31 protein-coding genes are annotated in these 26,586 nt (G+C 74.6%); 26 read left to right on the plus strand and 5 right to left on the minus strand.

Going from position 1 to position 26,586, the window contains the following annotated elements; genetic code table 11:
• Positions 1-123 precede the first annotated feature (123 nt).
• Positions 124-1,269 (plus strand): PucR family transcriptional regulator, encoded by a 1,146-nt coding sequence (locus tag QSK00_RS19530; RefSeq protein ID WP_285593126.1) that lies wholly within the window; start codon positions 124-126, stop codon positions 1,267-1,269.
• Between the two features lie 6 nt (positions 1,270-1,275).
• Here the strand turns inward: QSK00_RS19530 and dapD are convergent, their stop codons facing one another.
• Entirely contained in the window at positions 1,276-2,256 is a 981-nt protein-coding gene (gene dapD / locus QSK00_RS19535) for a 2,3,4,5-tetrahydropyridine-2,6-dicarboxylate N-succinyltransferase (protein WP_285593128.1), read from the minus strand.
• Between the two features lie 40 nt (positions 2,257-2,296).
• Between dapD and dapE the strand changes: the two genes are divergently transcribed.
• Positions 2,297-3,352, plus strand: coding sequence for a succinyl-diaminopimelate desuccinylase (gene dapE, locus QSK00_RS19540; protein WP_285593131.1), 1,056 nt, complete (start codon positions 2,297-2,299; stop codon positions 3,350-3,352).
• 74 nt (positions 3,353-3,426) lie between these two features.
• Here the strand turns inward: dapE and wrbA are convergent, their stop codons facing one another.
• Complete coding sequence (gene wrbA / locus QSK00_RS19545) at positions 3,427-4,053, minus strand: NAD(P)H:quinone oxidoreductase (protein WP_285593133.1); 627 nt, start codon at positions 4,051-4,053, stop codon at positions 3,427-3,429.
• A 189-nt stretch (positions 4,054-4,242) separates the two neighbouring features.
• On the opposite strand from wrbA, the gene QSK00_RS19550 reads away from it, so the two are divergent.
• The 8 genes from QSK00_RS19550 (at position 4,243) to QSK00_RS19585 (ending at position 9,762) form a co-directional block, all read left to right on the plus strand.
• Positions 4,243-4,968 carry an LOG family protein gene (locus QSK00_RS19550; protein ID WP_285593518.1) on the plus strand — a complete coding sequence of 242 codons (726 nt, stop codon included), beginning with the start codon at positions 4,243-4,245 and terminating at the stop codon, positions 4,966-4,968.
• On the plus strand, positions 4,965-5,561 hold the full coding sequence (locus tag QSK00_RS19555) for an LOG family protein (RefSeq protein WP_285593135.1): 597 nt from the start codon (positions 4,965-4,967) through the stop codon (positions 5,559-5,561). The genes QSK00_RS19550 and QSK00_RS19555 overlap by 4 nt, the downstream gene beginning before the upstream one ends.
• Positions 5,554-6,471: a glucosyl-3-phosphoglycerate synthase gene (locus tag QSK00_RS19560; protein WP_285593137.1), complete on the plus strand. Its 918-nt coding sequence runs from the start codon at positions 5,554-5,556 to the stop codon at positions 6,469-6,471. The genes QSK00_RS19555 and QSK00_RS19560 overlap by 8 nt, the downstream gene beginning before the upstream one ends.
• A gap of 36 nt (positions 6,472-6,507) precedes the next feature.
• Positions 6,508-6,939: a DivIVA domain-containing protein gene (locus tag QSK00_RS30425; RefSeq protein ID WP_352231155.1), complete on the plus strand. Its 432-nt coding sequence runs from the start codon at positions 6,508-6,510 to the stop codon at positions 6,937-6,939.
• Positions 6,926-7,375, plus strand: coding sequence for an SRPBCC family protein (locus tag QSK00_RS19570; protein ID WP_285593139.1), 450 nt, complete (start codon positions 6,926-6,928; stop codon positions 7,373-7,375). The genes QSK00_RS30425 and QSK00_RS19570 overlap by 14 nt, the downstream gene beginning before the upstream one ends.
• Positions 7,372-7,974, plus strand: coding sequence for a DNA-3-methyladenine glycosylase I (locus QSK00_RS19575; protein ID WP_285593141.1), 603 nt, complete (start codon positions 7,372-7,374; stop codon positions 7,972-7,974). The genes QSK00_RS19570 and QSK00_RS19575 overlap by 4 nt, the downstream gene beginning before the upstream one ends.
• Positions 7,975-8,104: 130 nt before the next feature.
• Positions 8,105-8,272 (plus strand): DUF3117 domain-containing protein, encoded by a 168-nt coding sequence (locus tag QSK00_RS19580; RefSeq protein WP_018335229.1) that lies wholly within the window; start codon positions 8,105-8,107, stop codon positions 8,270-8,272.
• 2 nt (positions 8,273-8,274) lie between these two features.
• The gene (locus QSK00_RS19585) at positions 8,275-9,762 is read left to right on the plus strand and encodes a leucyl aminopeptidase family protein (RefSeq protein ID WP_285593145.1); all 1,488 of its coding nucleotides are present in this window, start codon (positions 8,275-8,277) and stop codon (positions 9,760-9,762) included.
• A gap of 66 nt (positions 9,763-9,828) precedes the next feature.
• Here QSK00_RS19585 and QSK00_RS19590 read toward each other — a convergent pair whose 3' ends face one another.
• Complete coding sequence (locus QSK00_RS19590; protein ID WP_352231156.1) at positions 9,829-10,662, minus strand: O-methyltransferase; 834 nt, start codon at positions 10,660-10,662, stop codon at positions 9,829-9,831.
• Between the two features lie 375 nt (positions 10,663-11,037).
• On the opposite strand from QSK00_RS19590, the gene sigE reads away from it, so the two are divergent.
• From sigE to QSK00_RS19615, 5 genes are all read left to right on the plus strand, one after another.
• Entirely contained in the window at positions 11,038-11,640 is a 603-nt protein-coding gene (gene sigE / locus QSK00_RS19595) for an RNA polymerase sigma factor SigE (RefSeq protein ID WP_285593147.1), read from the plus strand.
• Complete coding sequence (locus tag QSK00_RS19600) at positions 11,637-12,299, plus strand: hypothetical protein (RefSeq protein ID WP_285593148.1); 663 nt, start codon at positions 11,637-11,639, stop codon at positions 12,297-12,299. Before sigE ends, QSK00_RS19600 begins: the two co-directional genes overlap by 4 nt.
• Positions 12,300-12,456: 157 nt before the next feature.
• Positions 12,457-14,037, plus strand: a complete 1,581-nt coding sequence (locus QSK00_RS19605; RefSeq protein ID WP_285593150.1) for a S1C family serine protease — start codon at positions 12,457-12,459, stop codon at positions 14,035-14,037.
• 16 nt (positions 14,038-14,053) lie between these two features.
• On the plus strand, positions 14,054-14,515 hold the full coding sequence (gene tatB / locus QSK00_RS19610; protein WP_285593152.1) for a Sec-independent protein translocase protein TatB: 462 nt from the start codon (positions 14,054-14,056) through the stop codon (positions 14,513-14,515).
• Between the two features lie 83 nt (positions 14,516-14,598).
• On the plus strand, positions 14,599-15,252 hold the full coding sequence (locus QSK00_RS19615) for an SAM-dependent methyltransferase (protein WP_285593153.1): 654 nt from the start codon (positions 14,599-14,601) through the stop codon (positions 15,250-15,252).
• A 51-nt stretch (positions 15,253-15,303) separates the two neighbouring features.
• On the opposite strand, the gene QSK00_RS19620 is transcribed toward QSK00_RS19615, so the two are convergent.
• Positions 15,304-15,948, minus strand: a complete 645-nt coding sequence (locus tag QSK00_RS19620) for a GntR family transcriptional regulator (RefSeq protein WP_285593155.1) — start codon at positions 15,946-15,948, stop codon at positions 15,304-15,306.
• A gap of 230 nt (positions 15,949-16,178) precedes the next feature.
• Here QSK00_RS19620 and QSK00_RS19625 point away from each other — a divergent pair, with 230 nt between their 5' ends.
• The 10 genes from QSK00_RS19625 to QSK00_RS19670 all read left to right on the plus strand — a co-directional run bounded on the left by QSK00_RS19625 (position 16,179) and on the right by QSK00_RS19670 (position 24,962).
• Positions 16,179-16,616, plus strand: a complete 438-nt coding sequence (locus QSK00_RS19625) for a VOC family protein (RefSeq protein WP_285593157.1) — start codon at positions 16,179-16,181, stop codon at positions 16,614-16,616.
• A gap of 1 nt (position 16,617) precedes the next feature.
• On the plus strand, positions 16,618-18,036 hold the full coding sequence (locus QSK00_RS19630) for a gamma-glutamyltransferase (protein WP_285593159.1): 1,419 nt from the start codon (positions 16,618-16,620) through the stop codon (positions 18,034-18,036).
• Positions 18,033-18,797 (plus strand): aspartate dehydrogenase domain-containing protein, encoded by a 765-nt coding sequence (locus QSK00_RS19635; RefSeq protein WP_285593161.1) that lies wholly within the window; start codon positions 18,033-18,035, stop codon positions 18,795-18,797. Before QSK00_RS19630 ends, QSK00_RS19635 begins: the two co-directional genes overlap by 4 nt.
• 74 nt (positions 18,798-18,871) lie before the next feature.
• The gene (locus QSK00_RS19640; RefSeq protein ID WP_285593163.1) at positions 18,872-19,690 is read left to right on the plus strand and encodes an ABC transporter ATP-binding protein; all 819 of its coding nucleotides are present in this window, start codon (positions 18,872-18,874) and stop codon (positions 19,688-19,690) included.
• A gap of 78 nt (positions 19,691-19,768) precedes the next feature.
• Positions 19,769-20,530 (plus strand): ABC transporter permease, encoded by a 762-nt coding sequence (locus tag QSK00_RS19645; RefSeq protein WP_285593165.1) that lies wholly within the window; start codon positions 19,769-19,771, stop codon positions 20,528-20,530.
• Between the two features lie 26 nt (positions 20,531-20,556).
• Positions 20,557-21,585, plus strand: a complete 1,029-nt coding sequence (locus tag QSK00_RS19650) for an ABC transporter substrate-binding protein (protein ID WP_285593168.1) — start codon at positions 20,557-20,559, stop codon at positions 21,583-21,585.
• Positions 21,582-22,943 carry an amidohydrolase family protein gene (locus tag QSK00_RS19655; RefSeq protein WP_285593169.1) on the plus strand — a complete coding sequence of 454 codons (1,362 nt, stop codon included), beginning with the start codon at positions 21,582-21,584 and terminating at the stop codon, positions 22,941-22,943. The genes QSK00_RS19650 and QSK00_RS19655 overlap by 4 nt, the downstream gene beginning before the upstream one ends.
• A complete protein-coding gene (locus QSK00_RS19660) occupies positions 22,940-24,166 on the plus strand; it encodes an aromatic ring-hydroxylating oxygenase subunit alpha (RefSeq protein WP_285593171.1) in 1,227 nt (408 codons plus the stop codon). Before QSK00_RS19655 ends, QSK00_RS19660 begins: the two co-directional genes overlap by 4 nt.
• On the plus strand, positions 24,163-24,654 hold the full coding sequence (locus QSK00_RS19665; protein ID WP_285593172.1) for a nuclear transport factor 2 family protein: 492 nt from the start codon (positions 24,163-24,165) through the stop codon (positions 24,652-24,654). The genes QSK00_RS19660 and QSK00_RS19665 overlap by 4 nt, the downstream gene beginning before the upstream one ends.
• The gene (locus QSK00_RS19670; RefSeq protein WP_285593173.1) at positions 24,651-24,962 is read left to right on the plus strand and encodes a hypothetical protein; all 312 of its coding nucleotides are present in this window, start codon (positions 24,651-24,653) and stop codon (positions 24,960-24,962) included. The genes QSK00_RS19665 and QSK00_RS19670 overlap by 4 nt, the downstream gene beginning before the upstream one ends.
• Before the next feature lie 24 nt (positions 24,963-24,986).
• Here the strand turns inward: QSK00_RS19670 and QSK00_RS19675 are convergent, their stop codons facing one another.
• Entirely contained in the window at positions 24,987-25,475 is a 489-nt protein-coding gene (locus QSK00_RS19675; protein ID WP_285593174.1) for a MarR family winged helix-turn-helix transcriptional regulator, read from the minus strand.
• 80 nt (positions 25,476-25,555) lie between these two features.
• Between QSK00_RS19675 and QSK00_RS19680 the strand changes: the two genes are divergently transcribed.
• On the plus strand, positions 25,556-26,434 hold the full coding sequence (locus QSK00_RS19680; protein WP_285593176.1) for a dioxygenase family protein: 879 nt from the start codon (positions 25,556-25,558) through the stop codon (positions 26,432-26,434).
• The last annotated feature ends 152 nt before the right edge of the window (positions 26,435-26,586 follow it).

Consider the following 26,586-nt stretch of genomic DNA (forward strand, 5'->3'; position numbering starts at 1 on the left):
GACCCCGACGATCAACGCGAGCGCCCTTTTTTGTCGGTGCGGCACAAGCGGCGCAGGATTACCGTGGAATCCGACGTCGTTGTCATGACTAACGAGTTGTGTCCGTGACGAGGAGGTGGAGACGTGACCGTGCTCCCCGACACCTCACGCGCCGCCCTCGTGGACGCGGTGGTCGCCCGGATGCCCCGGCTCGTCGCCGAGGTCCGCGACGAGCTGACCGAGCGGGTGCCCGACTACGCCCGCTTCCTGACCGAGCATCTCGAGTCGGTCACTCGGTCCGCCGGGGCGGTCGCCGGTCGGATCGTGGCCCTGATGGGCGAGCCGGCCCCCGGCGACGAGGTCGAGCTCGACTTCTTCGAGGACCTCGGGCGCTCGCAGTGGCGCGACGGCCGCGCCCTGCCCGACCTGCTCGCGGCCTACCAGATCGGCGGGCGGGCCCTCTGGCGCCACGTCTCCGCGGCGGCTCTGGTCATCGGGCTGCGGTCCGAGGACCTGGCGGGTCTCGCCGAGGCGGTGTTCTTCTTCGTCGACCAGCTCTCGTCCGCCTCCGCGCACGGGTACGTGCTCGAGCAGGAGGAGGCCGGGGTGCTGCGCGACCGGCACCGGGAAGCCCTGGTCGAGCTGCTCCTCGCCGAGCCGGCCGACCCCATCGCGGTGCGCGCGGCCGCGCGGCGGGCGGAGTGGCCGGTGCCCGAGCGGTTGTCGGTGGTGCTCGTGGAGCCCGATCACGCCCGCGCGCTGTCCCGGCTGGACGCGCAGGCCCTCCCGGTCCGGCGTCCGTCGCTGGTCGGCGCCCTCGTGCCGCACCGGTCGCCGGGGGGTGGCGAGCGGGCCGTGCTGCGTCGGCTGCTGCACGGCGCCCACGCCACGATCGGTGCGCCCGTGCCACTGGAGAAGGTCGCCCGCAGCCTCGCCCTGACCGAGATCGCCGCTCGGCTGACCGAGGAGCACCTGCTCTCCGACGACCCGCTGTTCGTCGCGGACCATCTCGACGCGATCATCGTGCACCGCGACCAGCAGTTGCTCGACGCCCTCGGCGACCAGGTCCTCGCGCCCCTGGAGGCCTGTCCGCCGGGTGCCCGCGACCGCCTGCGTGAGACGTTGCGCTCGTGGCTACGGCACATGGGCGACCGGCGGGCCGTCGCCGAGGAACTGCACGTCCACCCGCAGACCGTCCGGTACCGGATGAACCAGCTGCACCAGATCTACGGCGACGCCCTCGAGGACCCGGCCCAACGCGCGCGGATGCAGCTCGCGCTGGGCTGGTAGCCCCCGTCAGTTCTGGTGCAGCGCCTCGTTGAGCTCCACCTTCGCGCCCTCGGTGCGCGGCAGCGCCTCCACGGCGCCGGAGGTGGAGTTGCGGCGCAGCAGCAGGCCCGAACGGCCGGAGAGCTCGACGGCCTTGACCACCGCGCCGTCGTCCAGGGTGACCCGCGTGCCCGCGGTGACGTAGAGGCCCGCCTCGACCACGCAGTCGTCGCCGAGGGAGATCCCGATGCCGGCGTTGGCGCCGAGCAGGCAGCGCTCGCCGATCGAGATGACCTCCTTGCCGCCGCCGGAGAGCGTCCCCATGATCGAGGCGCCGCCGCCGACGTCCGAGCCGTCGCCCACGACGACGCCGCCGGAGATGCGCCCCTCGACCATCGAGGCGCCCAGGGTGCCGGCGTTGAAGTTGACGAAGCCCTCGTGCATCACCGTCGTGCCCTCGGCGAGGTGCGCGCCGAGGCGGACGCGGTCGGCGTCGCCGATGCGCACCCCGGTCGGGATCACGTAGTCGACCATCCGCGGGAACTTGTCGACCGAGTACACGGTGACCGGCCCGCGGGCGCGCAGCCGGGCGCGGACCCGCTCGAACTCCGGCACCGGGCAGGGCCCGTGGTTGGTCCAGACGACGTTGGCGAGCAGCCCGAACATGCCGGACAGGTCGACGCCGTGCGGGCGCACGAGGCGGTGGGAGAGCAGGTGCAGGCGCAGGTAGACGTCGTAGGCCGACGCGGGCGGGCCCGTCAGGTCGGAGACGGTGCGCACCGCCACGACCTCGACGCCGCGGACCTCGTCGGTGCCCAGCGTCTCCACCAGGGAGGGCTCGAGCTCCCCGGCGGGGACGACGACGGTGCCGGCCTCGGCGGCCATGTCGTCGCTCTCGGAGGACAGCTCCGGCAGCGGGTACCAGGTGTCGAGGACGGTGCCGTCGAGGGCGACGGTCGCGAGGCCGAGTCCGACGGCCCTGCCCGGGGTGCTGCTCGCGGTGCTCATCGCCGACCAGCCTATCGGTGCCCCTCTACGCTGGACCGCCGTGCGCATCGATCTGTCCGCCGACCCCGTCGACCTCACCGCGGCCCTCGTCGACGTGCCCTCCGTGTCCGGCGAGGAGGAGGTGCTGGCGGACGCGATGGAGAGCGCGCTGCGTGAGCACGACCACCTCGAGGTGATCCGGTCCGGGGACGCGGTGCTGGCCCGGACGCTGCTCGGGCGCGACCGGCGGGTGCTGCTCGCCGGGCACCTCGACACCGTGCCGATCGCCGACAACGTGCCGTCGCGACGTGAGGGCGACCTGCTCTACGGCTGCGGGACCTCCGACATGAAGGCCGGGGTCGCGGTCATGGCGCACCTGGCCGCGACGCTGGCCGAGCCCGCCCACGACGTCACCCTCGTGCTCTACGACTGCGAGGAGATCGAGGCGACGCGCAACGGGCTGGGGCGCATCGAGCGGACGCTGCCCGACTGGCTCGACGCCGATCTCGCGATCCTGGGGGAGCCGACGTCGGGCGCGGTCGAGGGCGGCTGCCAGGGCACGATGCGCGCGGTGCTGCGGCTCGAGGGCCGCCGGGCGCACAGCGCGCGGTCCTGGCTGGGGGAGAACGCGATCCACGCCGCGGCGCCCGTCCTCGACCGGCTGGCCGCCTACGAGCCGCGCACGGTCGACATCGACGGCTGCGTCTACCGCGAGGGACTGCAGGCCGTGCGGATCGGCGGGGGCGTGGCGGGCAACGTCGTGCCCGACCTGTGCGAGGTGACGGTCAACTTCCGCTTCGCGCCCGACCGCTCCCTGCCGCAGGCCGAGCAGCACGTGCGCGAGGTGTTCGACGGCGTGCCGCTGGAGATCACCGACCGGTCCCCGGGGGCGCTGCCGGGGCTGTCCGCGCCGGCCGCCGCCGAGTTCGTCGCGGCGTCGGGGGAGACGCCGGTCGCCAAGTACGGCTGGACCGACGTCTCCCGGTTCTCCGCCCTCGGCATCCCGGCGGTCAACTTCGGTCCGGGCGACCCGAACCTCGCGCACACCCGCGACGAGCACGTCGACGTCCGGCGCATCACGGCGGGCACGGAGACGCTGCGCCGCTATCTGGCGTAGCCCCGGAACGTACGAACGGCACTTCCGCAGCCTCTCTGTGCGCGAAAGTGCCGCTCGCTCGGAACGTGGGGGCGTCAGCTGGCCGCCAGCGCCGCGTCGCGGCCCGCCGTCAGCTGCGCGGCGATCCCCGCGACCCGCCCGCCGGCGAACTGCGCGGCCTGCCGGGTCTCGTCGGAGATCGGGATCGTGCCCTGCCCGTCGACGTGCGAGACGCCGTACGGGTTGCCGGTGGCGAACATGATCCCGTCCGTGTAGCCGGGGGAGACGATGATACCGCCGAAGTGGTGGATGGTGTTGTAGAGCGCGAGCAGCGTCGACTCCTGGCCGCCGTGCAGCGTCGAGCTCGAGGTGAAGCCCGAGTAGACCTTGTCGGCGAGCTGGCCCTGCGCCCACTGCGGGCCGAGCGTGTCGATGAACTGCTTGAGCTGCGCGGAGACGTTCCCGTACCGGGTCGGCGTCCCGAAGACGACGGCGTCGGCCCAGAGGACGTCGTCGGCCGTGGCCTCGGGGGTGTCCGCGGTCTCCTCGCGGTGCGCCTTCCACTTCTCGTTCGAGTCGATGGCGGCCTGCGGGGCGAGCTCGTGCACCGTGCGCAGCCGCACCTCCGCGCCGGCCTTCTCTGCACCCGCGGCGTACTCCTGCGCCAGCTGGTGGATCGTGCCGGTCTGGCTGTAGTAGATGACGGCGACCTTCGTGGCCAAGGGGGATCGTCCTCTCGCGGTTCGGAAATGGTTGCTTCTTCAACTGCATACCCGCGGGCACGGCGCGCACACGCTGAATTCCGGGTGACCGGCTCGCGTCCGCCGCGAACCCCCCGACCGGTCGTCCCTACGCTGGCGCCCGTGACGGAAGCCCGATTCGACGACCTGACGACGCCGCGGCCGACGACCATCGACAAGCGGCGCGCCGAACACAAGGACCCCGCGCGGCTGTCGTCCACCACCGACCAGCGGCTGCTGGACTCGCGCGGCCCGGGGGACTGGGTGCACTCCGACGCGTGGCGGGTGCAGCGCATCCAGGCCGAGTTCGTCGAGGGCTTCTCGGTGCTCGCCGAGATCCCGCGCGCGGTCACGGTGTTCGGCTCCGCCCGCACCCGACCTGACCACCCCGACTACGCGACCGGCATGGCCCTCGGCGCCGCCCTGGCGCAGGCCGGGTACGCGGTCATCACCGGCGGCGGTCCCGGGATCATGGAGGCCGCCAACCGGGGCTGCTCCGAGGCGGGCGGGCTGTCGGTGGGCCTCGGGATCGAGCTGCCCTTCGAGCAGGGACTGAACCCCTGGGTCGACCTCGGCGTCGGGTTCCGCTACTTCTTCGCCCGCAAGACCATGTTCGTGAAGTACGCGCAGGCGTTCGTCTGCCTGCCCGGCGGGTTCGGCACGCTCGACGAGCTGTTCGAGGCGCTCGTGCTGGTCCAGACCGGCAAGGTGACCCGGTTCCCCGTCGTCCTGCTCGGGTCGTCGTACTGGGGCGGGCTGGTCGAGTGGCTGCGCAGCACCGCGCTGGAGCACGGCGTGATCTCCCCGAAGGACGTCGACCTCATCCACGTCGTCGACGACGTCGAGGAGGTCGTGGCGATCGTCGAGCGGGGCTTCCAGGACCTGGTGGAGAAGTGAGGACCACGGAGCAGGAAGGGGAGCACGCCGATAGGGGAGCTCGACCTGAGAAGGGGAGCTCGACGAAGGCGGTCTGCGTCTTCTGCGCCTCCGGCCCGGTCGCCGAGGAGTACCTGGCGCTGGCCCGCGACCTCGGCACCGGCATCGCCGAGCGGGGCTGGACGCTGGTCTCCGGCGGGGGGCGGGTCGGGATGATGGGCGAGGTGACCCGCGCCGCCCGGGCCGCCGGGGGGCACACGCTCGGGGTGATCCCGCAGGGTCTGGTGCACCGCGAGGTCGCCGACGAGGACTCGACCGAGCTCGTCGTCGTGGCGGGCATGCGCGAGCGCAAGGCGGAGATGGACGCGCGCTCGGACGCGTGGATCGCGCTGCCCGGCGGCCTCGGCACGCTCGAGGAGCTCTTCGAGGCGTGGACCTCGCGCTACCTGCGGATGCACGACAAGCCGGTGGTCGTCTGCGACCCGGGCGGCTTCTTCGACGGTCTGCTCGCATGGGTCGAGGGGCTGCGGGGCACCGGGTTCGTCGGCGACGAGTCGCTGGCGGCGCTCGTCCGGACGACGACGGTGGACGCGGCGTTGGACGCCTGTGGCTGACTGGTTCGACCGGCGCACCTGGGCCGAGCCCGCGTGGACGGTCGAGGAGCTCGTGGTCGCGAAGGCGGGCCGCACGGTCTCGGTGGTCCTGCCCGCGCTCGACGAGGAGGCGACGGTCGGCGGCGTCGTCGCCGTGGTGCGGCCGCTCCTGGGATCGTTGGTCGACGAGCTCGTCGTCGTGGACTCCGGCTCGACCGACGCCACCGCGGCGGTCGCCCGGGCCGCCGGCGCCCGCGTGATGAGCCGGGAGGAGGCCCTGCCGGGGGTCGCGGTGCGCCCGGGCAAGGGCGAGGTGCTGTGGCGGGCGCTCGCCGCGACCAGCGGCGACCTCGTCGTCTACCTCGACGCCGACCTCGTCGACCTCGACCCGGCGTTCGTCCCCTCGCTGCTCGGGCCGCTGCTGACCGCGCCCGGCGTCGAGCTGGTCAAGGGCTTCTACCACCGCCCGCTGCGGATCGGCGACGGCGACGCGGTCCGCGACGGCGGCGGGCGCGTCACCGAGCTCGTCGCACGTCCGGCACTCGCGGCTCTGCGCCCGCAGCTCGCCGGGATCGTCCAGCCGCTCGGGGGCGAGTACGCGGCGACCCGCGAGCTGCTGGAGTCGCTGCCCTTCGCGGGGGGCTACGGCGTCGAGATCGGCCTGCTGCTCGACACCCAGGAACGCCGCGGGCTCGACGCCATCGCCCAGGTCGACCTCGGGGTGCGCAAGCACCGGCACCGCTCGCTGCGCGCGCTGGGGGTCACCGCCGCGGAGGTGCTCTCCGCGGTGCTGCGCCGGTCCGGCCTTCCCGACGCCGGGTCGGCCGGGCTCACGCAGTTCGTCCCGGTCGGGGGGCACTGGCTGCCCGAGGACCACCCCGTCGCCGCGCACGACCGACCGCCGATCCGGGAGCTCTCGGCCCGCCGCTGACGGTCACCGTCGGGGGGTCGTGCCACGATCGATCCCATGGGCAGTGCTCTGGTCTACGTCCTCGTCGTCGGGGCCGTCGCGGCGGTGATCTACCTCGCGACGTCGCTGCTGGCCGGGCGGGGGGAGGAGCTGGCGCCGATGCCGCCCGGCGCCACCCCCACGCGACTGCCGGCGCGGGACCTCCTGGGGTCCGACGTCCGGGGGCTGCGGTTCCAGCAGGCGTTCCGCGGATACCGGATGAGCGAGGTGGACTGGGCGCTCGACCGTCTGGCCGCCGAGGTCGACACGCTGCGCTCCCGCCTGGCGGTCTACGAGGGGCCCCCTCGTGCCGACGGCGGGGACGCCGACGCGCCGACCTCGGTGACCGACGTCGACCCCACCCCCACCGATCCCACCGACGTGAGCGGAGCGACGGGCATGACCACTTCAGCCGGTGCCACCCGAGGAGGCGCGCATGGCCACCCGTGACATCACGGTCGGCGTCGACATCGACGCCCCCGCCGACGTCGTCTGGAAGGCCGTCACCGACTGGGAGGGCCAGAGCGAGTGGATGCTCGGCACCGGGGTCCGCGTGACGAAGGGCGACGGGGTGGGCGTGGGCTCCGAGCTCGCCGCCACCACCGGCGTCGGCCCGCTGGGGGTCACCGACACGATGCGCATCGTCGGCTGGGACCCGCCGCACCGGGCGACCGTCGTGCACACCGGCTCGGTGGTGCGCGGCTCGGGCACGTTCACCGTCATCGAGCTGGGGCCGGGGCGGTCGCGCTTCGAGTGGGGTGAGCGGCTCGACCTCCCGCTCGGCGTGCTCGGCGCGGTCGGCTGGCCGGTGGTGTCGCCGGTGTTCGCCCTCGGGCTGAAGTACTCGCTGCGCAAGCTCGCGGCACGCTGCGAGGCCGAGCGGTGAGCACGGCGCCCGCCGACGCGGGTGACGCGGTCCTCGGGGAGGACGGCGTCGCCCGGTGTCCGTGGGGCGCGCAGGAGCCCCTGCTGCGCGAGTACCACGACACGGAGTGGGGTCACGTCCTGCACGGCCGGGACGCCCTCTACGAACGGCTGTGCCTCGAGGCGTTCCAGTCCGGGCTGTCGTGGCTGGTGATCCTGCGCAAGCGTCCGGCCTTCCGGGAGGCGTTCGCGCGGTTCGACGTGGAGGCCGTGGCGGGGTTCGACGAGGCCGACGTGGAGCGGCTCCTGGCCGACGCCGGGATCGTCCGGAACCGGCAGAAGATCGAGGCGGCCGTCTCCAACGCGGCCGCCGTGCTGCGCGTCGAGGACGAGGGTCCGGGTCTGGACGCCCTGCTGTGGTCGTTCGCGCCCGACCCACCGCCGCCGTCGCCGCGCACGCTCGGCGAGGTCGCCGCGACCACGCCGGCGTCCACCGCGATGGCGCGGGAGCTCCGCCGTCGGGGCTTCCGGTTCGTCGGCCCGACCACCGCGCACGCGTTGATGCAGGCCACCGGCATGGTCGACGAACACCTCGCCGGGTGCTTCCGCGCGACGCGCTGAGCGACACACCGGCGCCGATGATCGCTCCGGTGTCGTGCCCCGCGACGGAATGGGGAAGAATCGTCGCGCGGTGTGCAGCGCGCCCGGACCGGGTTCACTGCCACGACGACCATGCGGAGGGAGCACGACTATGGCGGCCATGAAGCCCCGGACCGGAGACGGTCCCCTCGAGGTCACCAAGGAGGGGCGCGGCATCGTGATGCGCGTGCCGCTCGAAGGTGGGGGCCGGCTCGTCGTCGAGATGACCGCCGACGAGGCGGGCGATCTGCGGGAGGCCCTCTCCTCGATCTCGTCGTAGCGGTGACCGCCCCGACCCCGCCCGCACCCTTCGCCGCGCCGACGCTGCCGACCCCGCTCGCGGAGATCCGCCTCGTCGACCCCGGTACGGGACCGTCCGGCGCCGCGCTCGTGCGTCTGTGCCGCGCCGGTGACGACGCCGGCGCACCCTCGGACGCTCCGAGCGGCTGGGTGCCCTCTCCCGGTGCCGTCGCCGCGCTCGCCCCCGACCAGGGGGCGGGCCGGTGGCTGGTCGGTGCCGGCGCCGCGTCGTCGAAGGACTGGCGCGGGGCCGGCGCGGCCGCCGTCCGCGTGGCCTCCGGTCGCTCCGACCCGGGCGAGCTCTTCGGCGCCGGGGACGAGGGCGTCGCGCGCCTGCACGTCGTCCCCGACGACGGGGTGTCCCCCGACTGGGATGCGCTCGCCACCGGCCTGCTGCTGGGCTCGCACCGGTTCTCCGTGCGCTCGTCCGCGCCCGCCCCGCCGCCGCGGGTGACGGTCGAGGTGCCGGCGGACCAGCGGCCCGCCGTCGAGCGCGCGCTGGTCCTCGCCGGGGCCACCGCGACCGCGCGCGACCTCGCCGACAGCCCGTCCGGCGCCAAGTCGCCGGAGTGGTTCGCCGAGCAGGCCCTGGCCGCCCTCGCCGCGGCCGACGGTGTCGGCGCCGTGGTCCGCGACGAGCACTGGCTCGCCGAGCAGGGCTTCGGCGGCGTCCTCGCCGTCGGCGGCGGCTCGTCCCGCCCGCCGCGCTTCCTGGAACTGACCTGGGAGCCGCCCGGGGCGGGCACGCACGTCGTGCTCGTCGGGAAGGGCATCACATTCGACACCGGCGGGATCTCGATCAAGCCGAACGCCGGCATGGCCGACATGCGCACGGACTGCTCCGGCGGGGCCGCCGTCGTCGGGGCCCTCGCCGCCGTCGCCGCGCTCGGGCTGCCGGTCCGCGTCACCGGCCTGGTGCCGCTCGCGGAGAACCACGTCTCCGGCTCGGCCTACCGGCCCGGCGACGTGGTCCGTCACTACGACGGGCGCACCACCGAGGTGACCAACACCGACGCCGAGGGCCGCATGGTGCTCGCCGACGCGCTCGGCTACGCGGTCGCCACGCTCGCGCCGGACGTGGTCGTGGACGTCGCGACGCTCACCGGCGCGATGAAGGTCGCGCTCGGCGTGCGCACCGGCGGCCTGTTCGCCACCACCGACGACCTCGCGGCCGACCTGACCGGCGCGGGGGAGTCGACCGGCGAGGCCTGGTGGCGGGTCCCGCTCGCGGCCGGGCACGACGAGGACGTCGACTCCCGGCTCGCAGACGTCCGGCAAGCCCCGCCCGGCCCGGGCGGCATCGTGGCGGCGCTGTTCCTGCGCCGGTTCGTCGGCGACGTCCCGTGGGCGCACCTCGACATCGCCGGGCCCGCCCGGTGCGACGCGCCGCACGAGGAGGTCGCCAAGGGCGCGACCGGGTTCGCGGCCCGCACGCTCGTGGAGTTCTGCGCCGCCCGCGCCTCCTGGTGAACGAACGGCACTCTCGCAGCATCTCTGTGCGCGAGAGTGCCGTTCGCTCGGAACGGGCGTAGGACCTCAGCCCACCAGCGACGCGCAGAGCAGCCCGTCCGAGACCGGCAGCAGCAGCGGCGCGAGCCGCTCGTCGGTGCGCACCGCCCGCACCGTCTCGCGCAACGCCGCCGAGATCGCGTCGCGGCGGGCCGGGTCGGTGACGCGCCCGGACCAGCACACGTTGTCGAGCACCACCACGCCGCCCGGGCGCAGCAGACGGATCGCCTCGTCGAGGTAGCGCGGGTACTCCACGGTGGCGGCGTCGACGAGCACGAGGTCGTAGGCGCCGTCGGAGAGCCGGGGCAGCACCTCCAGCGCCCGCCCGGTGATCATGCGCACCCGACCCGAGCCGAAACCGGCCTCGGCGCACGTGATGCGGGTCAGACGCTGGTGCGAGACCTCGGTGTCGATGCTCGTCAGCAGACCCTCGCGCGGCATCCCGCGGAGCAGGCTGACCGTGCCGACGCCCGCGCCGCTGCCGATCTCGACGACGGCCCGCGCCCGACCGGCCGAGGCGAGGAAGGTGAGGGCGGCCGCGGCACCGACCCCGATCGGGACGATCCCGTGCTCGACGGCCCGCTCGCGCGCCGCGGCCAGGACCTCGTCCTCGGGGGTGAAGCGCTCGGCGCGGGCCCGGAGGCGCTCGCGCTCGCCGGAGCCCTCGTCGGGCTCCTCGGCGTCCGCGGGCCCGGCGGGGCCCGCGGGCCCGGTCGGGTCGACCGGCACCGCCTCGCCGTCGGGAAGCCCGGTCGGGACGAGGCGCGGCAGGGTCTGCGGGGTGGTGGTCGCGTCGTCGTCGGCGGGACGCGGGCGCCCGGCGAACGACGTGCTCGGCAGACGGAGTGGACCGGTCGGCACGCGCGGGTAGACCGGGATGCGTGCGGTTCCCCGCCCCGGACGGTGATGGCCGCGGCGGGCCGCGTCATCGGAGGGCCGGACCGGAGTCCTCCCGACGGGCGGGGTGGCGGTGGGCGGGGCGACGGGAGGCGGCGTGACGGGATCCGGACCGACGACCCGCAGTGCACGCACGCGTCGTGTCCCCTCGAGTCCCCCGTCCTCGCTCACGTCGCCCAGGCTAGATCGGGAGCGGGCCGGGTCCACCGCGCCGCGCCGCGCGCGTCCGGATGGCACCGCCCGGGGGAGTGACGACGGTCGCGTCGGCCGGACGCCTTCCTCAGCCCTCTCTCAGACCACCCTCACCCGCATGTCATGACCGACGGACAGAGTGATGCCATGACCGAGACGCTCGCCGCGCGCCCCGACCACCTCGAGGGGCACGTCCCGGGCTTCACCGCGGACGAGGCCTGGACCCCGCCGTCCTGGGACGACGTCGTCCGCGAGCACGCCGACCGCGTGTACCGCCTCGCCTACCGGCTGACCGGCGACGCGCACGACGCCGAGGACCTCACCCAGGAGACGTTCATCCGGGTGTTCCGCTCCCTCGCGGCGTACAAGCCGGGCACCTTCGAGGGCTGGCTGCACCGCATCACCACGAACCTCTTCCTCGACATGGTCCGCCGCCGCGGCCGTCTGCGGATGGAGGGGCTCCCGGAGGACACCGACCGGCTCCCCGGCGGCGGTCCCGATCCCGAGCAGATCTTCTCCGAGGCCCACCTCGACCCCGATCTGCAGGGCGCCCTGGACGAGCTCGCGCCGGAGTTCCGCGCGGCCGTCGTGCTCTGTGACGTGGAAGGTCTCTCCTACGAGGAGATCGCCGCCACGTTGGGTGTCAAACTGGGGACCGTGCGCAGCCGAATCCACCGGGGCCGTCAGGCCCTCCGCAGTGCGCTGGAGCGTCGTCGGACGGACGCGGAGCGGACGGGAGCCCGGTCGTGATCGGCCGCTCGCCGGGCACGCCCTGGTCGCGCTGGTCCGACTCCGGCCACCTCACGCTCGACGCGGTCGTCGCCTACGTCGACGGTGAGCTCGGGACGGCCGCCGCCGGCCGCGCCGCTTCGCACGTCGACCACTGCCTCACGTGTGCCGCCGAGGTCGGCGCCCAGCGCCAGGCGCGACGCCGGCTGCGGGCCGCCGACACCCCCGGCGTCCCCTCCTCGCTGCTGACCTCGCTGCGCAACATCCCCGACAGCGCCGAGCTGCCCGAGGTCCCCGCCGGTCTCGGCCTCGACGCGCACGGCCGCTTCGTGGTGCCCGCGGAGACGCCGCCCGCGCGGCGTCCCCGCCGCGGCGCCGGTGGTCCCCGGTCCCGACGACGGGTCCTGCCGGCGGTCGTCGCCTCCGGCCTCGTCGCCGGAGCGGCGGCCGTGGTCGGCCCGGTGCTCGCCGCGGGCGCGGCACCCGTCGCTCCCGTACCGGGGCGCGCACCGGCCGCGGGCGCCGCGCTGACGGCCGCGGTGCCGGCGGTGGGCGAGCGCGGCAACGCCGTGACCGGGGCCGTCGTCCAGGACGCGGTGGCCCGGGCGTCCGCCGCGCCCACCCCCACCACGCCGCCGGTGGCGCCCGGCGACGCCACCCGGGCGCGCCCGTCGCCCTGACCGGTCCTTCACGGACCGACCCGGACGATCGGGTGGTGTCGCCCCGGGAGTCGTCCGCGCTCTACCGTGGCACGACGATGACCATCCACTGCGCGCGCCCGGTCTCGCCCGGCCCCCGGCCGGTGCCGGCGTCGTCGCTGTTGCTGAGAGCGCACCCATGAGCAGCCCCTGGTCGCGGAACGCGACGACGGAACGCCCCGAGGCGCCCCCCGAGCCCGACACCGGGGCCGACACCGGGGTCGCGGACGGCCACCGCAACGGCCACGCGCGCAACGGGAACGGCCGCACGAACGGCCACGCGAACGGCCACGCCGACCTCGCGGCCGACTTCGCGCGGCCCACGGGCGCGCAGGGATCCTTCGCCGACCGTCCCGCTGCGACCGACGGCCCGACCGCCACGGGCGCGCAGGAGCCCTCGGTGGCGCTCGCGGGGGCCTTCGGCCGGCCCGCCGACGCCGCGGAGTCGCTGCAGCGCCCGCGGGAGGACCCCACCGCCCGCAGCGACGCCCCCGACGACTTCTGGGCCGGCAGCACCGCCGAGCGCGACCCGTGGCGCGACCCCTCCGCGGGCGCCGAGCTCGGCGCCCCCGCCGTGCGCGAGAGCGACCCGGAACCCGACCGGCGGGCCACCGGTCCGCGGCTGTCGGCCCGCGAGCTGCTCTTCGGCCGCCGGGTCGCACCGAGCGCCCTGGTGCTGCTGACCGTGCTGGCGCTCGCCGTCGGGGCGATCGGCGGCGTCGTCGGGCACCTCACCGCCGAGGGCGCGGACACCGTCGTCGACCCGGGGGCCACCCTCGCGCAGGTCGACGCCGGCAAGGAGCGTCCGGCGGGCTCGGTCGCGGACGTGGCCGGCCGGGTCGTCCCCGCCGTGGTCTCCATCGAGGTGCGGTCGGGGACCACCGGGGGCACCGGCTCCGGGGTCGTCGTCGACCCGCGGGGCGACATCGTCACCAACAACCACGTCGTCTCCCTCGCGGCCACCGACCCGCGCGCCACGCTGGAGGCGGTGTTCGCCTCCGGGGTCCGCGCGCCGGCGCAGATCGTCGGACGCGACCCGCAGACCGACATCGCGGTGATCAAGGTGAACGTCGCCGACCCGGTCGTCGCGCAGCTCGGGCGGTCGTCGGACCTGCGGGTCGGCGACGGCGTCATCGCGATCGGTTCGCCGCTGGGCCTCGCCGGCACGGTGACCACCGGCATCGTCAGCTCGCTGCGCCGCCCCGTGCGGCTCGACGCCGAGACCGCGAACGTGAACCCGGTGATCGACGCGATCCAGACCGACGCCGCGATCAACCCCGGCAACTCCGGCGGGGCGCTGGTCGACTCCACCGGCGCCGTCGTCGGGATCAACACCGCCATCCGCACGCTCGGGGGCTCCGACTCCTCGGGCCAGGGCGGGTCGATCGGCCTCGGGTTCGCGATCCCCATCGACGACGTCAAGGTCATCGCCGAGTCGCTCATCCGCACCGGTTCCTTCGCGCACACCGACCTCGGCGTGAACGCGAAGTCGGTCACCGACGGGACCTCGGACGGGGCGCAGGTGCTGAACGTGGTCCAGGGCGGTCCGGCCTCCCGGGCCGGGGTGCTCGAGGGTGACGTCATCACCCGCGTGGACCAGCGCCCGATAGCCTCGGCGGACGAGCTGGTCGTCGCGATCCGGGAGCACCGCCCCGGGGACACGGTGACGCTCGGGGTCGTCCGCGGTGGTCGGCCCCTGTCGCTGCAGGCGCAGCTGTAGGCCAGGAGGACCTCCGGTGTTCGAGAGCGTCGGGTGGGGCGAGATCCTCGTCCTCGCGCTGATCGGGCTGTTCGTGCTCGGGCCGGAACGGCTGCCCGGCGCCATCCGCTGGGTGGCCGACACCATGCGCACCGTGCGGGAGTACGCGGCGGGCGCCCGCGACCAGCTGCGCAACGAGATCGGGCCGGAGTTCGACGAGTTCCGCAAGCCGCTCGAGGACCTGCGCCAGATCCGGAACATGGACCCGCGGGCGGCCGTGCGGCGCTCCCTGCTCGACCCGGTGCAGGACGGCACGTGGACCGGCGCCGCCACGCCGGCCGACACCCCGCCGCCGACCGTCAACGGCACGACCGGCACCACCGGCGTGGCGCACGGCCTCCCCGCCGCCGGGGCGAGCGGCGTGATCAAGGGACAGTCCGACCGGGCGACCCCGCTCCGGCCGGGCGAGGCGGCCCCGTTCGACCCGGACGCCACCTGACCCGTCGCTCCCGCGGCTCCTCCGACGAGCCGTGACCGACGTCCCGTGTCCCCCGCGGCGCGGACCGGGAAGAGTGGGACGACATGAGCGTCGCTCCCCCGATCGACTGGTACCGCTGGCACGACGACTACGACGAGCTGGAGTCGTCCTCCTCGCACCGGCTCGCAGCCGTCCAGGAGCGGATCGCGGCGGAGCTGGACCGCGGGGCGCGCACCGTCGTCAGTGTGGCGGCCGGTCAGTCCCGTGACCTGCTCCCGCTCCTCATCCGCCACCCCCGGGGCCGGTCGGTGCGGGCCCTGGTGGTCGAGTCCGACGAGCGCAACGCCGAGTTCGCCGAGGGAGCGGCCGAGGGGGCCGGCCTGACCGGTCTCGAGGTCGTCACCGGCGACGCCGGGGTCTCGGACGTCTACCTCGGCCACGCCCCCGCGGACCTCGTCCTGGTGTGCGGGCTGTTCGAGCACGTCGGGCCCGCGGACCGGAGGCGGACCACCGACGCGCTCGCCCGCCTGGTCGCCCCCGGCGGGAGCGTCGTGTGGGCGGTGCAGGCCACCGCCCTCGAGGGCGCGGACGTGCTCGACGCCACGAGCGCGGGCATCCGCGCCGACCTCGCCGCGGCGGGCTTCGCCGCGGACGGACCACTGACGGTCGGCCCGGCCGAGTTCGTGGTGGGGACCGAGCGTCGGACGGGTGCGGCCCTCCCGCTCGAGGCCGGGACCCGGCTCTTCACCTGGCGCTGACCCGCTGACCCGCTGACCCGGACCGGGGGCCGACCGGCCGGACGGCGCCGGTCAGCCCCCGGACCCGGAACGGCCCGCGTGCCGGGCGACGAGGTGGCGTCGCATCAGCATGGACGCCATCTCCCCGTCCTGGTCGAGCACGGCGCGCACGATCGCGGCGTGCTCCTCCCAGGACAGCTCCGCCGCGGCGGTCCGCCCGCCGACGAGGTGCTGCGCCTGCGTCCGGATCGAGCTCAGTACCGTCGCCAGCACCCGCGATCCCGTGCCCGCGGCGAGCATGTCGTGGAACCGCTCGTTGAGGGCCGAGAGCTCGTCGTCGCGGCCGTCGGCGCTGGCCCGGTCCCCGGCGTCGAGCGCCGCCGCGAGCTCGGCGAAGACCCCGGGATCGGCGCGCTGGGCCGTCCGCTCGACCGCGAGCAGCTCCAGCGCCATCCGGATGTCGTGCACCATCGCGATCTCGGTGTCGTCGGGGACGACCACCCGGACCCCGCGTCGCGGCAGCGACTCCAGCAGGCCCTCGGCCTCCAGCAGTCGGAAGGCCTCCCGTACCGGGAGACGCGACACGCCGAGCCGTTCCGCCACGCCCTGCTCCGTGAGGTGGGTGCCGGGCTCGACGTCGCCGGAGAGGACGGCCGATCGCAGCTCGTCGGCGACCTCTTCGCGCAACGAGCGGTGACGTGGCCCGATCTGCTTCACGCCTGTCCCTCCCGGTTCCCCTGTGCGGGATACAGAGTTCGATCCGAGGCCGCGCACGGGCCGAGCCCACCCTCGGGCGGGGGGCGTGGTGTCGTGATCCTGCCATATCGACCGGCGCGATCGGCAGGCCATCGGCCGTTCGGAGGCCCGTCGGAACGGACAGGGGACTTGATACGTCGCCGTAACGTGCGACGGGTCGGTGGCAACAATCTCAGGATACAAAATCCGCCATGACCACACCAGCCATCGACGATGCGGCCGCGCCGCCGGCCCCGCTGGCCGTCCGACAGTTGGACCACATCGTCCTGCGGGTCGCGGATCCGGAGGTGTCCGTCGCCTGGTACGTCGAGCACTTCGGGCTGCGGGTCCACCGTCTCGACGAGTTCCGCGCCGGACGCGTGCCGTTCCCGTCGGTCGAGATCCGGCCCGGCACGATCATCGACCTCGACGGCCGGACCCCGCGGACCGGCACGAACCTCTCCCACTTCTGCCTCGTCGTCGACGAGATCGACCTCGTCGCCCTCGCCGGCTCCGGCCGTTTCCCGGGCATCGACGGCCCGCACCGCCGGTGGGGCGCTCTCGGCCCGGCCGACCTCGTCTACGTGCAGGACCCCGACGGACACACGATCGAGCTGCGCCACTACGGCCCCAGCCAGGTGCAGGCCTGAGGTGGGCGCCGCCTCCCCGGTCGACCGGTCCCGGTCGGTCCCGCTGCGTCGGCTCGCCGAGCGCTCCGGGGCCTCGGGCGCGACCGGGGCCGTCGCCGCCGGGTCGGGCACGGCCGCCGCGATCGGCTTCGCCCAGCTGCTGCGCGGAGGCTCGGCCGTGGACGCCGTGCTCGCGGCGGCCCTCGCCGAGACGGTGCTGCTGCCGTCGAAGGCGGGCCTCGCGGGTGACCTCGTCGCCCTCGTCCACCGCGCCGGTGGGGCGCCCGAGGCCCTGACCGCCATCGGCCCGGCACCGGCGGGCCTGGCCGACCTCGCGGTCGCCCGCGGCTGGCGGATGCCGCTCACCGGCGGTCCCGCGGTCGGCGTCCCGGGGGCCCCGGCCGGCTACGCGGCCCTGGCGGAACGCGCCCGGCTCGGACTCGGCGAGCTGGCGGCACCCGCGATCGACGTGGCCCGCGCCGGGGTGGCGTGGTCGCGGACGAACGTCCGGCTGGTCGCCGCGTCCGCGGGGGTGCTGCGGGAGCACCAACCGGAGGGCTGCGTCTTCCTGCCCGCCTCGGGTCCCCGTCCCGCGGGCGCGCGGGTCCGGCTCCCCGGCCTGGCCCGGGTCCTGGAGGAGTTCGTCGCGCGCCGGGAAGGGCTGTTCGGCGCCGAGCTCGGAGCCGCGGTCGTCGAGCGGGTGCGGCGGGCGGGTGGCGTGCTCGACGCCCACGACCTGGCGGCCGTCGCGCCGCGGGCGGCCGAGTGGTCGCCCGCGCCGGTGGTCGACCTCGCCTCCGGTCCCCGGCTGTGGACCACCCCGGCGCCCAGCTACGGCACCGCGCTCGCCGAGGCCGTCGCGGGCGGGGGACCGGTGCCGGACGCGGTCCGGGCGGCGCTGTCCCGGATGCGCCGGGACCGGACGCCCGCGCGCAGCGACGGGACCTCGGCGGTCGCCGCGGTCGACGCCGAGGGCACCAGCGCGGTCGTCGTCCACTCGAACTCGTTCCCGCAGTTCGGCAGCGGACTCGTGGTGGACGGCTACGACCTCGTCCTCGCCAACCGCGCCGGCCGGGGCTTCACCTTCGTGGAGGGCCACCCGAACGCCCCGGCCCCGGGGCGGCGACCGCGCACCACGCTGCACGCCTGGGCGCTGGGTGACCCCGGCGCCCCGCTGCTGCTCGGCGCCACCCCCGGCGGCGAGCAGCAGGTGCCCTGGAACGCGCAGCTGCTCGCGGACCTGCTCGCCGGAGTGAGCCCGGACGAGGCGCTCGTGCGGCCCCGCTGGGAGCTCGACGCGGCCGGCGACCTGCGGGCCGAGGGCACCGACCTGCCGGAGCTGGGTGCGTCCAGCTCGCACGTCCTGGTCGGGACGGGGCCCGAGGGGCTGGTCTCGGCCTGGGCCGACCCGAGGCTCGAGGGCCTGGCGGTGGCGGGATGAGGGTCGGCATCCTCGGCGCCGGGCCGCTGGGCGTCGCGGTCGCCGGGCCGTTGCGCCGCGGCGAGGTCGCCGGGTGCACGGCCGCGGGCGTGGTCACCTCCGCGTCGAGCGAACGGGACCGGGACGAGTTCGCCGACCGCTGCGAGGTCGTGGTGGAGGCCGCCGGCGTCGGCGCCGTCGCCGACCGGGTCGCCCCGCTGCTCCGGCGGGGACGGGACGTGGTGCTCTGCTCGAGCGCCGCGCTCGCCGACCCCGTCGTCGCCGCCCGGCTCGCCCGGCGGGCGCCGGGTCGGGTGCTCGTCCCGTCGGGTGCGATCGGGGGGCTGGACGTCTGCCGCGCGGCCACCCGCGGGGACCCTTGCGCGCAGGTCCGGCTGACGACGACCAAGCGGTCCGACGCCGTCGGTGGCGGGACGGGTGAGATCTTCCGGGGGAGCGCCCGTGAGGCCGCCCTCGCCTTCCCCCGGACGGCCAACGTCGCGGCGACGCTGGCCCTCGCCACCGTGGGGTTCGACGCCGTCGAGGTCGTCGTGTGCGCGGACCCCGCCGCGTTCCGCACGCGGCACGAGATCGAGGTCGAGAGCCGGCTCGGCCACTACCGGACCACCGTGGAGAACACGGTGGCGCCCGGTTCCGGAGGGCGGACCTCGGCGGTCACCGCCTGGTCGGTGATCGTCCTGCTGGAGACGCTCGCCGCCGGTGCGCCACCCCCACAGCCGGGATGCACCGTCGCGGTCGTCCCGGGCTTATCGGCGCCGTAACACCTGCGCTGCGCCCTGGACATGCCCTTTGGATACAACATCCCGTGACCCGTTCCCACCGGAAGGACCCGACCGTGACAGTCGCCGCCACTGCGACCGGTCCCCGCGAGGAGACCACAGGAACGCCCGATCTGGTGCGGCTCACCGATGTGAGCATCGTCCACGGCCGCGGCCGCAAGGCCGTCGTCGCGGTGGACGGCGCCGACCTGGAGATCGGGCGGAAGGAGTTCGTGGCGGTCATCGGGCCGTCGGGCTGCGGGAAGTCGACGCTGCTCAAGGCGGTGGCCGGACTGCTGCCCGCCGGCTCGGTCCAGGGCCGGATCGCCGTCGACGGCCTCGACCCCGCCGCGGCCCGCCGCGCCAACCGCTTCGCCTTCGTGTTCCAGGAGCCCGTGCTCGCCCCGTGGCGCACCGCCCTGCAGAACGTGCGGCTCCCGCTCGAGGTCGCCGGGCGCGACGTCCGGGCCCGCGCCGGGCGCACACCCGAGGAGCTCCTCGAGCTCGTGGGGCTGCAGAGCTTCGCGGACAAGCTGCCGGCCGAGCTCTCCGGGGGCATGAAGCAGCGGGTGTCGATCGCCCGCGCGCTGACGCTCGAGCCGTCCGTGCTGCTCATGGACGAGCCGTTCGGCGCGCTGGACGAGATCACCCGCGACCACATGCACTCCGAGCTGCTCACCATCTGGTCCGCCACCGGCTCGTCGGTCGTGCTCGTCACGCACTCGCTGACGGAGGCGGCCTTCGTCGCCGACCGGGTCGTCGTCATGTCCCCGCGCCCCGGCCGGATCAAGACCGTGCTGCGCATGCCGTTCGCCCGGCCCCGCGACCCGGCACTCAAGACGAGCGTCGAGTTCCTCGAGGCCGTGAACGAGATCCGCGCGGCGTTGGAGGCCTGAGATGACGCAGATCGTCGACGACCCCGCCCGGACGACCGCTACCGCAGCGCGGTCGTCCCCCCGGAGCTCCGTCCCTCGATGCTGCTGCGCGTGCTGCGCTCCACCCGGGTGTGGCTCGTGCTGCTGGCGGGCGTCGTGGTGTGGCAGATCGCCGTGACCGTGCTCGACCTGCCGAACTACATCCTGCCCTCGCCGGTGCGGGTGGTCACCGAGTTCGCCAACCGGCCGCTGCTCTACCTGCAGGCCACGCTGGTGACGACGTGGGAGTCCCTGGTCGGGTTCGGCGCCGCGGTGGTGCTCGGCGTCGTGCTGGGCGTGCTCATCGCCCGGTCCCGGCTCACCGAGGAGCTCCTCTACCCCTATCTGAACGTGCTGCGGGTGACGCCCACGGTCGCGATCGCACCGCTGCTGACCATCTGGTTCGGCCGGGGCTTCCTGCCGATCGTGGTCGTGTCCTTCCTCATCGCGTTCTTCCCGATCATCGTCCAGACCGTCCTCGGCCTGAACTCCGCCGACCGCGGCCTGGTCGACGTCCTGCGCATCGCCAACGCCGGCGAGCTGCAGATCCTCCGCAAGATCCGCCTGCCCAACGCGCTGCCCTACATCTTCGCCTCGTTCCGCATCTCCGCCCCCGGAGCGGTGATCGGCACGCTCGTCGGCGAGTTCATGAGCGGCTCGCAGGGCCTCGGCTTCCTCATCACCACCGCCAGCGGCCAGCTCAACACCAGCTCGGTGTTCGTGCTGGTGGTGCTCTCCTCGCTCCTCGGCATCGCGATGTTCCAGGTCTGCGTGCTCGTCGAGCGCCGCGTCGTGCGCTGGCACCCGTCCGTCAGCCTCTGACCCCGACACCACCCCAGGAGACCGTCGTGTCCGTCCTCTCCCCGCGCCGCCGCGCCGGCATCGCCGCGCTCGTCGCCGCCGCGGGTCTCGCCCTGTCCGCGTGCTCCGGCGGCGCGGAGTCCGGCGGGTCCGCCACCACGGGCCCCAGCCCCGTGAAGCTGTCCTTCGAGTGGACCTGCGAGGGCAACTGGCCCATCGCCTTCCTCGGCCGGGACAAGGGCTTCTTCGCCGAGCAGAACCTCGACGTGCAGTGGACCCGCGGCCAGGGCGGGTCGTCCACGGTGCCGCTGATCGCCGCCGACGAGCAGGACCTGGGCGTGCTCTCGGCGCCCGCGGTCGTCCTCGGGGCGGGCCAGGGCCTGCCGGTCACCGTGGTCGGCGTCGCGGCCACCACCTCGCCGGTCAACATCTACGCCGACCCGTCGATCACCTCCCCGAAACAGCTCGAGGGCCGGACGGTCGCCGTCCAGACCGACCAGTTCGAGGGCGCCGTCTGGTCGGCGTTCGTCACGGCCAACGGCATCGACGCCTCGAAGGTCAACGTGGTCCAGTCGACGGACGCGTCGACGGTGGAGTTCCTCGACCGCGGCATCGACGCCATCGTCGCGTTCGGCCCCACCCCGTCGAGCCTCGAGCTCACGCGCCGCGCCGGAGGCGTGACGGTGATGAAGGCCCAGGACACCGTGCCGACCTACGGCCACACCCTGGTGGCGAGCAACCGGTTCCTGCAGCGCGACCCGGACGCGGTCAAGCGGTTCGAGCAGGCCTGGGCGAAGGCCACCGCCTACGCCGTGGCGCACCCCGACGAGGCGCTCGCGGAACTCCGGACCAACTGCACCGAGCTGGACGCGGACAAGGCGAAGTACACCCTCGACCAGTACCTGGCGGCGTACAGCGCCGGCGCGTCCCAGGGCTACCTCGCGTTCGACCCGCAGGGCCTGGACCGGACGAAGGACGTGCTCGTGCGGGCCGGGTTGATGCAGGACACCGACCTCTCCGAGTTCAGCAGCCGGGACTACCTGCCCTCGCCCGCCGTCACCGGCGTCGCCTCGTGAGCGAGGTCTCGGCCGTCCTGGCCGGTGTCGTGGTCCCCGGGGACGGGGGGCCGCCGGTGCACGACGCGATGATCCTCGTCGAGGACGGCCGGATCGTGTCGGTCGGACGGCGGACCGAGCGGGCCGTCCCGGAGGGAGCCGAGGTCCTCGACGCGACCGACGCCTGGGTGGTCCCGGGGCTGACCGAGGGCCACGCCCACGTGACCTCCTTCGCCTCCGAGGCCTACCACCCGCACCTCGAGGGGCGGTACCGCGCCGCACCGCTGCTGATGGAGTCGTTCGTCCGGCACGGCATCACCACGATCCGCGACACCGGGGGCCCGGACCTCGGCGCGCTGAACCGCCTGCAGACCCACGGGGAGGCGTGGCCCCGGCTGTTCGGCTCGGGTCCCAACCTCGACGGACATCCCGGCGGCCCGTGGAAGGGCATGTGGAAGACCGACGACCCCGCCGAGGCCGTCGAGTTCGTCGCGCGGGAGGCCGACGGCGGCGTCGACTTCATCAAGGTCTACGCCTGGATGGGCGAGGAGGTGCTCGCGGCGGTGGTGCGCGCCGCCCACCGCCGGGGTCTGCGGGTGGCCGGGCACGTCGGCCACCGGGTCACCGGTCGGCGGGCCGTCGAGCTCGGCGTCGACGCCCTCGAGCACGTCCGGATCGGCCCGGAGCTCGTGCCGGAGTCCGACCGCGCGGAGTTCGCCGCGCTGCCCCACCGCCCCCGCGACGAGATGGCCTCCACCCGGGCGTGGCGCTACGTCGACGTGGACGGCCCGCTGGTCGAGCAGGTGCTCACGCTCCTCGTCGAGCACGGCACCTGGCTCACGCCCACGCTCACGATCTTCGACACCGTGCTGCGTCGGGGCCGCGACCACGACCACGACCACGGCCACGGCGCGCCGGACCCCGACGCGGACCTGCGCGCCGCCATGGCGCGGCACAAGGACGCGACGTCCGCGATGGTCGAGCGGGACCCCGAGGACGAGCGGCTGGGCCTGCTCGAGTTCGAGCGGTTGCTGGCCTTCGTCGGCCGGGCGCACGAGGCCGGCGTCCCGATCGTCGCCGGCTCGGACACCCCCTCGGCCTCCGTCCTGGCCGGGGCGGGCCTGCACGACGAACTGGCCCTGCTCGTCGAGGCCGGCCTGTCGCCGTTCGAAGCGCTCACCGCGGCCACCGGGGAGCCCGCCCGGCTGCTCGGCACCCCCCGACGGGGCGTGCTGAGACCGGGTTGCCCCGCCGACCTCGTGGTCCTGGACCGCGACCCGCTCGCCGACGTCACCGCGACCCGGGCCATCCGGTCGGTCCACCTCGCGGGCGTCGCCGTGCACCACAGCTCCACCGCCATGATCGAGGAGACGGTATGACCGCCCTGCCCCGGCTGGACACGCGCGTCGTCGACGCCGCCCGCCGGATCCTGTCCGACGTCGAGCACTGCACCGACCCGGTGGCCACCGCCCGGCTGCTGCCCCGCGAGGTGTACACGAGCGAGGACTTCTGGGAGTTCGAGAAGCACGCCGTCTTCGGGCGCGAGTGGCTCTGCGTCGCCCACGTCGGCGAGGTACCCGAGCCCGGCGACCAGCTCCCGCTCACGGTGCTCGACGAGCCCGTGGTCCTCGTCCGCGACCTCGGCGGCGAGGTCCGCGTGCTCTCGGCCGTCTGCCAGCACCGCGGACACCCGCTCTTCGACGGGGTCGGGGGCGCGCCCACCGGGTGCGTGCGCGGGCGGCGCATGGTCTGCCCGTACCACAACTGGCAGTACGAGCTCGACGGTCGACTCGTCGCCGCCCCGTCGATGACCGAGACCGTCCCGGTCCGGACGCTGCGCGAGACCGTCGCGCTGCCGGAGGTCCGCAGCGAGATCTTCCACGGCCTCGTGTTCGTCACGCTCGACCCGGAGGCGCCGCCCTTGCGGGCGGGGCTGCGCAAGCTCGACGAGGAGCTGCAGACCTGGGGGCTCGACGAGCTCGTCCCGATGCCCTGGGACCTGCGGACCGGCCTGGGCTGGAACTGGAAGCTGCACCACGACAACGCCCTGGAGCCGTACCACACCGCGTACGTCCACCGGGGCGTGCACGAGGCCGCGCCGGCCAAGAACGCCCGCTTCGGCGTGTTCGACGACGACGACGGCGTCGTCATGCACCCGACCTACCTGCGCGACAAGGACTCCGGGCTGGCGAGCGCGGACGGGAAGCGGACCTCGCCGATCATCCCGGGGCTCACCGAGGAGCAGCGCAGCCGGGTGCTGTTCGCCTCGGTGCCACCGCTGCTGTTCGGGATCTTCCAGCCGACCATGGTCTCGTTGTCGATCCTGCTGCCGACCGCGGCGGGATCGCTGGACCTGCGCCGCATCAACCTCTACCCGAAGTCGGCGGTCGAGGCGGACGGGTTCGACGAGGTCTACCGCATCTACCAGGAGCGCAAGGCCGTGGCGATCCGGCAGGACGCCGAGACCACCGAGGCGTTGCAGCGCGGCATGTCGTCGCGCTTCGCGCCGCGGGGCCCGCTCTCGTGGATGGAGGGCAACATCCCGCACCTGAGCACCTGGCTGCTGCGCCGCTACCGGCGGGCCCTGGAGGAGCTGACGTGACCGACCTCGACCAGGTACTCGCCCGGCTGGACGTGCTGGAGTCGAAGGAGGCGATCGAACAGGTGATGGTCGCCTACATGGCGGCCACCGACCGGGAGAGCGAGAAGGGCAAGCACGTCGCCGAGCTGTTCACCGAGGACGGCCGCTGGCAGAGCGTGGGCCCGCACGGCAACCCGGACTGGGCCGCCGTCGGGCACGAGGCCCTGGAGCGGAAGTTCGACCGCAACGTCGAGCGGATGCCCTTCTCCGCCCACTACGTCACGAACGGCGCGGTGACCCTGGACGGCGACACCGCGCACGGCCGCTGGATGTACTTCCAGGCCTGCACCTACCGCGGCACCGAGCCGCTCTGGATCGCCGGCGCGTACGACAACGACTTCCGGCGCGTGGACGGGCGCTGGCTGCTCAGCCACATGCGCGTCCGCAACTTCTTCACGACCCCGTTCGACCAGGGCTGGGTCGAGGTCAACCACATGGAGACCCCGTGACCTACCGCCATCAGGTGTTCCGCTCGCTGCGCTTCGGCACCCTCGGCCGCTTCATGGACCTGCAGCGGGAGAAGAACACCCTGCTCGAGGCGGCCGGCCTCCCGGCCTACGAGGTGTGGGCGCCCGCCTTCGGCGGCCTGCACCACATGGTCCTCGAGGCCCGTTACCCCAGCATGGCGGCCTTCGAGGAGGCACACCTGGCCACGAAGGGGATCGAGAAGGTCGCGGTCATCAACGCCGAGCAGCTCGAGTGCGTCATCGAGGGAACCGCGCACGACAGACTCGAACGGCTCGGACTCGCCGTCTGAGACCGTCCCGCCGACCCGCTGCGCTCAGCAGCCCTTGCTCAGCGGGTTGGCGCGCATCTTCCCCCCGGGGTCGAGCCGTCGGAGGATGGCGCCCGTGATGGCGTCGAGGTCGGCGATGCGGTCGGGTCCGACGGCGTCGATGACGAGCCGGCGGACCTCCGCGGCGTGGCCGGGCGCGGCCGCGACCACCTTGTCCCACCCGGCGTCGGTGAGGCGGGCCATCGTCACGCGGCCGTTGTCCTCGCAGGGCTCCCGCGCGACCCACCCCTGCTGCTCGAGCCGCGACACGACGTGCGAGAGCCGCGACAGCGACGAACTGACCATCGAGGCCAGCTCGCTCATCGGCATCGTGCGGCCCGGCGCCTCGGAGAGCATGGCGAGGACGAGGTACGAGAACTGGGTGAGCCCGGCGTCGCGCTGCATCTGGGCGTCGAGGGCGGCGGGCAGCAGGGTGAACATCGCGGCGGTCCGTCGCCACGCGCGCTGTTCCTCTGCGGTCAACCAGTCGGCCATGTCCGTCACGCTACACTTGATGCTTCAACTGTGCACGTGTAGCGTCCGTGGCCGAACCGTCACGCAGCAGGAGTCCCGTCATGAGTTCCCCGTTCGCCACCGCCGCGCCCGGTGCCGCCTTCGACGCCTTCATCGGTCCGGCCCGGGACACCGCGTCGGGCCGGCGGCCCTGGACGCCGGCCGACGGTCCCATGCCCGCGATCTACCTGTCGCACGGCGCCCCGCCGCTCTACGACGACGGCGGGTGGATGCGTGACCTCTTCGGCTGGGCGCACCGCATGCCGCAGCCGCGCGCGATCGTCATCGTGTCCGCGCACTGGGAGTCCGCCCCGCTGACGCTCTCGGCGCCGGAGGAGGGCACGCCGCTGGTCTACGACTTCGGCGGGTTCGCCCCGCGCTACTACACGATGACCTACGCGACCCCCGACGCGACGGCGCTCGTCGACCGCGTGGCCGGGCTGCTCGGCGACGGGACCGAGTCGGTCCACCGGTCCGCGCGCGGGCTCGACCACGGCGCCTGGGTCCCGCTCTCGGTGATGTACCCGAACGCCGACGTCCCGGTGCTGCAGGTCTCCATGCCCGACGAGGACCCCGAGCGGCTCATGCGCATCGGCGCCCGCCTGCGCGAGCTGCGCCACGAGGGCGTGCTCGTCGTCGGTTCCGGCTTCATGACCCACGGCCTGCCCTTCCTCACCCGGGACATGCTGCGCGGCGACGCCGTGCCGGGCTGGACCGACGACTTCGACGCCTGGGTCGCCGACGCGCTCGGCCGTGGCGACGTCGAGGAGCTCCGCCGCTTCCGGAACGCCCCGGGCATGCCCTACGCCCACCCCACGGCCGAGCACTACGTCCCGCTCTTCGTCACGCTCGGCGCGGCGACCGATCCCGAGGCGCCGGTGCGCACCGAGATCGACGGGATGATGTGGGGCCTCTCGCGCCGCTCCTTCTCCCTCGCCTGATCCTTCCCCTCCGCCCTCCCGAGGCGTCATCGGTCGGGCTCCGGACGTGGCCCGGGGCCGGATGGATGACGCCTCGACGTCGTCCGGACGAACGTCGTGAACCGGTCGATCGTGACGACCGGAACATCCGTGGCCAAACCGTGATGATGGTG

The organism is Actinomycetospora sp. NBRC 106378 (genome assembly GCF_030269685.1).
Taxonomy (GTDB): domain Bacteria; phylum Actinomycetota; class Actinomycetes; order Mycobacteriales; family Pseudonocardiaceae; genus Actinomycetospora.

Bases quoted from the DNA above. Each gene is read 5' to 3' on its own strand.
- QSK00_RS19605 (WP_285593150.1), top strand. From the start codon at position 12,457: ATGAGCAGCCCCTGGTCGCGGAACGCGACGACGGAACGCCCCGAGGCG.
- sigE (WP_285593147.1), top strand. From the start codon at position 11,038: ATGACCGAGACGCTCGCCGCGCGCCCCGACCACCTCGAGGGGCACGTC.
- QSK00_RS19680 (WP_285593176.1), top strand. From the start codon at position 25,556: ATGAGTTCCCCGTTCGCCACCGCCGCGCCCGGTGCCGCCTTCGACGCC.
- QSK00_RS19625 (WP_285593157.1), top strand. From the start codon at position 16,179: ATGACCACACCAGCCATCGACGATGCGGCCGCGCCGCCGGCCCCGCTG.
- QSK00_RS19675 (WP_285593174.1), bottom strand. From the start codon at position 25,475: ATGGCCGACTGGTTGACCGCAGAGGAACAGCGCGCGTGGCGACGGACC.
- QSK00_RS19615 (WP_285593153.1), top strand. From the start codon at position 14,599: ATGAGCGTCGCTCCCCCGATCGACTGGTACCGCTGGCACGACGACTAC.
- QSK00_RS19635 (WP_285593161.1), top strand. From the start codon at position 18,033: ATGAGGGTCGGCATCCTCGGCGCCGGGCCGCTGGGCGTCGCGGTCGCC.
- dapD (WP_285593128.1), bottom strand. From the start codon at position 2,256: ATGAGCACCGCGAGCAGCACCCCGGGCAGGGCCGTCGGACTCGGCCTC.
- QSK00_RS19570 (WP_285593139.1), top strand. From the start codon at position 6,926: ATGGCCACCCGTGACATCACGGTCGGCGTCGACATCGACGCCCCCGCC.
- QSK00_RS19580 (WP_018335229.1), top strand. From the start codon at position 8,105: ATGGCGGCCATGAAGCCCCGGACCGGAGACGGTCCCCTCGAGGTCACC.
- QSK00_RS30425 (WP_352231155.1), top strand. From the start codon at position 6,508: ATGGGCAGTGCTCTGGTCTACGTCCTCGTCGTCGGGGCCGTCGCGGCG.
- QSK00_RS19660 (WP_285593171.1), top strand. From the start codon at position 22,940: ATGACCGCCCTGCCCCGGCTGGACACGCGCGTCGTCGACGCCGCCCGC.
- QSK00_RS19645 (WP_285593165.1), top strand. From the start codon at position 19,769: ATGCTGCTGCGCGTGCTGCGCTCCACCCGGGTGTGGCTCGTGCTGCTG.